Annotated in this window: 6 protein-coding genes and 1 pseudogene; 3 read left to right on the plus strand and 4 right to left on the minus strand. The window is 62.5% G+C overall.

Annotation, left to right across the window (positions count from 1 at the left end; all coding sequences use genetic code 11):
- Positions 1–301, plus strand: a pseudogene (locus tag JV551A3_RS10185) (elongation factor P); the annotation flags it as partial.
- 210 nt (positions 302–511) lie between these two features.
- Here JV551A3_RS10185 and JV551A3_RS10190 read toward each other — a convergent pair.
- The 3 genes from JV551A3_RS10190 to JV551A3_RS10200 form a co-directional block, all read right to left on the minus strand.
- Positions 512–940 carry an organic hydroperoxide resistance protein gene (locus JV551A3_RS10190; protein WP_013971531.1) on the minus strand — a complete coding sequence of 143 codons (429 nt, stop codon included), beginning with the start codon at positions 938–940 and terminating at the stop codon, positions 512–514.
- Between the two features lie 141 nt (positions 941–1,081).
- Positions 1,082–1,537: a MarR family winged helix-turn-helix transcriptional regulator gene (locus JV551A3_RS10195; RefSeq protein WP_133970712.1), complete on the minus strand. Its 456-nt coding sequence runs from the start codon at positions 1,535–1,537 to the stop codon at positions 1,082–1,084.
- A gap of 58 nt (positions 1,538–1,595) precedes the next feature.
- Positions 1,596–2,549: a LysR family transcriptional regulator gene (locus JV551A3_RS10200; RefSeq protein WP_133970713.1), complete on the minus strand. Its 954-nt coding sequence runs from the start codon at positions 2,547–2,549 to the stop codon at positions 1,596–1,598.
- Between the two features lie 113 nt (positions 2,550–2,662).
- On the opposite strand from JV551A3_RS10200, the gene JV551A3_RS10205 reads away from it, so the two are divergent.
- On the plus strand, positions 2,663–3,412 hold the full coding sequence (locus JV551A3_RS10205; RefSeq protein WP_133970714.1) for a sulfite exporter TauE/SafE family protein: 750 nt from the start codon (positions 2,663–2,665) through the stop codon (positions 3,410–3,412).
- Between the two features lie 110 nt (positions 3,413–3,522).
- Here JV551A3_RS10205 and JV551A3_RS10210 read toward each other — a convergent pair whose 3' ends face one another.
- Positions 3,523–4,374 (minus strand): LysR substrate-binding domain-containing protein, encoded by an 852-nt coding sequence (locus JV551A3_RS10210; protein ID WP_061552405.1) that lies wholly within the window; start codon positions 4,372–4,374, stop codon positions 3,523–3,525.
- Positions 4,375–4,470: 96 nt separating this feature from the next.
- Between JV551A3_RS10210 and JV551A3_RS10215 the strand changes: the two genes are divergently transcribed.
- Positions 4,471–4,689, plus strand: coding sequence for a DUF1127 domain-containing protein (locus JV551A3_RS10215; RefSeq protein ID WP_003260420.1), 219 nt, complete (start codon positions 4,471–4,473; stop codon positions 4,687–4,689).
- The last annotated feature ends 969 nt before the right edge of the window (positions 4,690–5,658 follow it).

Below are 5,658 nucleotides of genomic sequence, written 5' to 3' on the forward strand. Positions count from 1 at the left end.
GTACGAACTGAACGCCGAGGACATCGAAGCCGTTCTGCCGTACATCGAAGAAGGCATGGAAGACGTCTGCGAAGCCGTGTGCTTCGAAGGCCGCCTGGTATCGGTTGAACTGCCGACCACCATCAGCCGCCAGGTTGTCTACACCGAGAACGCTGCACGCGGCGACACCTCGGGCAAGGTCATGAAGCCTGCCAAGCTGAAGAACGGTACCGAGATCTCGGTTGCCGACTTCATTCAGATCGACGAGTGGATCGATATCGACACTCGCGACAACAGCTTCAAAGGCCGTTCCAAGAAGTAATCCTTCTTGTGTAACGCAAAAACCCGGCCTTGGCCGGGTTTTTTCATGCCTGCAGATTTTAGGCCGGGGCACGCTTGCCTTTGTAGGAGCGGCCTTGTGTCGCGATGGGGCGCGAAGCGGCCCTGACGATCTCACAGGAATACTTGCTTTCGCAGGCCGATCCTGGGGCCGCTTCGCGCCCCATCGCGACGCAAGGCCGCTCCCACAGCCTTAGACGGTCACGTGCAGGCGCACATCCACATTGCCGCGAGTGGCGTTGGAGTACGGGCACACCTTGTGCGCCTTTTCCACCAGCCCTTCGGCATCGGCCTGGGCCAGGCCCGGCAGGTTGATGTGCAAGTCGATGTCCAGGCCGAAACCGCCCGGAATCTGGCCGATGCCCACCTTCGCAGTGATCGAGGCGTCCGCCGGCAGGGCTTTTTTCTCCTGCCCGGCCACGAACTTCAGGGCACCGATGAAGCACGCCGAGTAACCGGCGGCGAACATCTGCTCGGGGTTGGTGCCGTCACCGCCTGCGCCGCCCAGTTCCTTGGGGGTGCTCAGGCTGACCACCAGCTTGCCGTCACTGGAACGGGATTTGCCGTCGCGCCCACCGGTGGAGGTAGCTTCTGCGATGTACAGCGGAGTGACCTTTTGCATCTTGAGCCTCGCTAATGTGCTGTGCGCTTCCCGTCTGGAGGAGGGCGCGGGTTGGTGTGGGATTTAAATTAGCGCGCAATTAGTTAGCGCGCAAGATAAATCTTCACCGCTCATCCGAACGGCCATTGCACAGCATAGCTGTCAGAGGTTTTTCTGCAGGTTCTCGCGCAGCGCCAGCAGGTCGGCCTGCAGTTGCTGCAGCTGCTCCAGGCTGTAGCCGCTGGCCTTGAGAATGCACTGCGGCACTTCTTTGGCCTGCTGCTGCAGGGCGCGGCCCTTGTCGGTCAACTGCACCAGTACCACTCGCTCGTCCTCGCGGCTGCGGTTGCGCTGCAGCAGGCCTTCGCTTTCCAGGCGCTTCAGCAGCGGCGTCAGCGAGCCAGGGTCGGTGAGCAGGTGCTGGCTGATCTCGCCGACGGTCAGGCCGTCATGCTCCCACAGCACGAGCATGGCCAGGTACTGCGGGTAGGTCAGGCCCAGGGCCTGCAGCAGCGGTTTGTAGACCTTGGTCATCAGCAACGAGGTGGAGTGCAGGGCGAAACAGACCTGGTTGTCCAGCAGCAACTCGTCACAAGAGGCTTGGGTGTTGGCGTTCATGCAGGTCCTTGAAAGTAATCAATGGGAAAGTCTGGCACGCTGATCGTTAGTGCGCGCTTTATTCGCGCAGTTCACTGCGCAAGGCCAGGTCCCAGGGTGGAATCGGGCTGAAGCGGCTCTTGAGAAATTCGAGCAGCAAACGGCTGCGAGAGTTCGTTTCATGTTCCAGTCGAAGCGCGTAGATACCGCTGCTTTCCGCTTTGGGCAAGCCACCGTCGCAAAACAACGGCATCAGCTCGCCGCGCAGCAGGTATTCGCTGATCAGCCAAGTGGGCAGGTGGGCGATACCCAAGCCGGCGAGGGCGCCGAACAGCAGGGTCTCGGCATTGTTGGCGGCCATGCGCATGCGTGAGGGGCGGTACAGGCGGGTTTGCCCGGCCACGTTGAAACGCCAGGCGAATGGCGGCGCCAGGCCGTCCCAGTCCAGGCCGTCGTGCCCGGGCAGCTCGCTGGGGCAGGTGGGCATGCCGCGGCTGGCCAGGTAGGCCGGGCTGGCACAGGCGATGCGCACCATGTAGGCCAAAGGCGTGGCGACCAGCCGGGTATCGGCCAGGGGGCCGGCGCGCAGCATCAGGTCGACCTCGCCCAGGTGGCTGCCATGCAGGTCGACAAAGCTGTCGATCAGGCGCAGTTGCACATCCAGGCCCGGGTAGGCGACCAGAAAATCAGCGATGGCCGGGGCCAGGTGGCGGCGGCCGAATGCGGCGGGGGCGTCGATGCGGATCAGGCCTTCGGGGGCATTGCTCAGCGACACCGCTTCGGCGCGGGCCAGGCGCAGTTCTTCGATGATGCGCCTGGCCCGTTCGGCAAAGGCATTGCCTGCAGGTGTGGCGCGCACGGCGTGGGTGCTACGGGTGAACAGGCGGCTGCCCACGGCGCTTTCCAGGTTGTCGATGCGCCGGGCCACGGCGGACGGCGTCAGCGGGTGGCGGCGGGCGGCGGCAGAAAAGCTGCCGGTTTCCAGCACATCGAGGAACAGGCTTAGCTGGTCGGTCAGGGTATCGGGGCTCATGGCTGCCTTGCTTTTGCGAAAAACGCATAGCCATTGTGCGCTGCTGTGCGTTTCCCCGCCAGCCCGCAATCGTTAGCATGCTCGCATTGTATGCATAAGCGGGTGAGACCCTGATGATCGACTGGTTGTTGTATATCGTGCTGGGTGCGGCCCTGGGGACCATGGGCGGTCTGTTCGGCATTGGCGGTGGGCTGATCGCGATTCCGGCGCTGGGGGTTCTGTTCGGCCTGGACCAGCAACTGGCGCAGGGCACGGCGTTGGTGATGGTGGTTCCCAATGTGCTGCTGGCGCTGTGGCGTTATCACCAGCGTAACCGCATCGAGTTGCGCCATGCGCTGCCGTTGTCGCTGTGCAGCTTCGTGTTCGCCTGGCTGGGGTCGATCTGGGCGGTGGGGCTGGATGCGCATTCCATGCGCCTGGGCTTTGTCGGCTTTCTGGTGGCCTTGGCAGTGTGGAACGTGGCGCGGATGTTCATGAAGGTGACACCGCCCAGCGCCGAGTTGCGCTATGCCTGGCCGTGGCTGGGTCTCCTGGGCAGTTTTGCCGGGACAATGGGTGGCTTGTTCGGGGTGGGTGGGGCGGTGGTGGCCACGCCGATCCTGACCAGTGTGTTCGGTACCACCCAGGTGGTGGCGCAGGGGCTGTCGCTGGCGCTGGCGGCGCCGAGTACCTTGGTAACCCTGGTGACCTACGGGGTACACCACAGTGTCGACTGGGGTGTGGGGGTGCCATTGGCGGTGGGTGGCCTGCTGAGTATCAGCTGGGGGGTGAAATTGGCCCATGCGTTGCCGGAGAAGGTGTTGCGGGCGATGTTCTGTGTGTTTTTGGTGGGGTGTGCGGTAATGCTCGGGTTCGAGCTTTGAGATTTTGGGGCCGCTTTGCGGCCCATCGCGACACAAGGCCGCTCCTACAGGGATCGCGTACCCTTGTAGGAGCGGCCTTGTGTCGCGATGGGCTGCGCAGCAGCCCCAAATCACTTGAACCCTTCGACAATGTAATCGGCCATGCAATCGGTGATCGGCGAAGGGTTCTGGGTACTGCGCACTAGCATCACATTGGCCACGGGCAACTGCGGCAACCCTTCGCTCTCCCCCAGAATGCGGATATTCCCGCCAATCAGGCTCTGCAACTGTGCGGTCACCGCCAACCCTGCAGTGACAATGGCAAAGATCGCGGCCAGGCTCGGGCTGGTATAGGCGATGCGGTAGTCGATGCCTTGGGCCTCCAGGGCATTGCAGGTCCAGGCCCGGCAGAAGCAGTCGGTGTTGAACAAGGCTACCGGCATGGGGCGTTGCTCCTGCGGACAGAAACCTTCCGCAGCGGCCCAGACCAGGCGTTCCTGGCGCAGCAGCTGACCAATCTCGTTGCCCGGCTCACGGGTGACGATGGTCAGGTCCAGGTCCTGGCGCAGCATCAGCTGTTTGGAGGAGTCACAATGCACCTCCACCTGCACCAGCGGGTAAGCCTGGGCAAAGCTCGACAGAATGGTCGGCAGGAAGCGCATGGCATAGTCGTCCGGCGTACCGATGCGTACTACCCCGACCATGTGCGGCATGCGCAGGGTGTTGAACACTTCGCCATGCAACTTGAGGATGCGCCGGGCATAGCCCAGCAACACCTGGCCCTCGGCGGTCAGGCGCACCTGGCGGCCGTCGCGCTCGAACAGCTGGCGCTGCAGTATGTCCTCCTCCAGGCGTTTCATCTGCATGCTCACCGCCGACTGGGTGCGGTTGACCACCTCGCCGGCTCGGGTGAAGCCGCCCTGCTCGGCGATGGCCACGAAGGTGCGCAGTACGTCCGCATCGAGGCTCTGGTACTGGGACATTGCATCAATCTCCGAGATGCATGGCATCAGAAACATTCGTTGGATTGATCTTATGCCTGGCGCGAGACTGGAGCCATCAACACGGAGGGCTTCACGATGAAAGGTCATGTCAGCAGCATCCAGCAACCTGCCTTTTCCCTGAACCACCTGTGGCATGCCGCCCTGCAGCGCCCGGCGCGCTGGCTGCAGCTGTACCGCCAACGTCAGGAACTGGCCAGCCTCAGTGACGCAACCTTGCACGACCTGGGCTTGAGCCGGGCGGATATCCAGCAAGAGGCCGAGCGGCATTTCTGGGATGACCCGCTGAGTAAGTGATTCCGAGCGTGGCAGTAGTTCTTGCTCTTACTCTTTTCGGCTTTTGCTTTGCTTTGCTTTGCTTTTGCTTTTGCTTCTAAGCGCGCAATAGTTCAGGCGACGCCGATTGCGACTTCAGGAGGCCGAGCGAAGGGCTTGCGGAGGGAGGTGACGGGCATGGATGCCCGTCAAGCGCTGAGGCCCCATGGATGGGGCCTGCAGCGCGTCCTCCCGGGAGCAAGCCCGTAGCGAGGGAACCCCGTAGCGAAGCGGAGGGGCCGCATGATGGGAGCCGACGGTTTTTGGTTCCTTTTTGCCACGACAAAAAGGGACCCGCCGTAAGGGCGGAAAGGTGATTTCGCGCCACCTTCGTGAATGAATGTCTGCTCGATTTGAAAGCCCACATCCAAAAAGCCAAAGCCAAAACCAAAGCCAAAAAGCTTAAGCGCCGGTTTTGATAGGGCGAACAGTCCGTTTGCGATGGCGACGCTGGCTCACCCTTCCGCCCTTACGGCGGGTCCCTTTTTGTCGTGGCAAAAAGGAACCAAAAACCGTCCGCTCCCATCATGCGGCCCCTACGCTGCGCTCCGGGGTCCCCTCGCTACGGGCCTGCTCCCGGGAGTACGCGCTGCAGGCCCCATCCATGGGGCCTCAGCGCTTGACGGGCATCCATGCCCGTCACCTCCCTCCGCAGTCCCTTCGCTCGGCCTCCTGAAGTCGCAATCTGCGGCGCCTGAACTATCGCGCGCTTAGAAGCAAAAGCAAAAGCGAGAGCAAGAGCAAGAGCAAGGACTCTGTGTTCGGGGGCTGCGGCAGGCTCTGCCGCGAACCACGCGGGCGCAGCGCGGTCTGCATAAGCGAAGCGCAGCTTCATACCTTCGCAGGTGGGTTTGCCCCCGCGCTTGTGTCATCATGCTCCGACCGCCGGTGAGTCCTCTCAAAGCCTTCTATGAACAAACCATTCGCATTGCTGCTTGCCTTCGCCCTGCT

It is taken from the genome of Pseudomonas inefficax (assembly GCF_900277125.1).
GTDB classification, from domain to species: domain Bacteria; phylum Pseudomonadota; class Gammaproteobacteria; order Pseudomonadales; family Pseudomonadaceae; genus Aquipseudomonas; species Aquipseudomonas inefficax.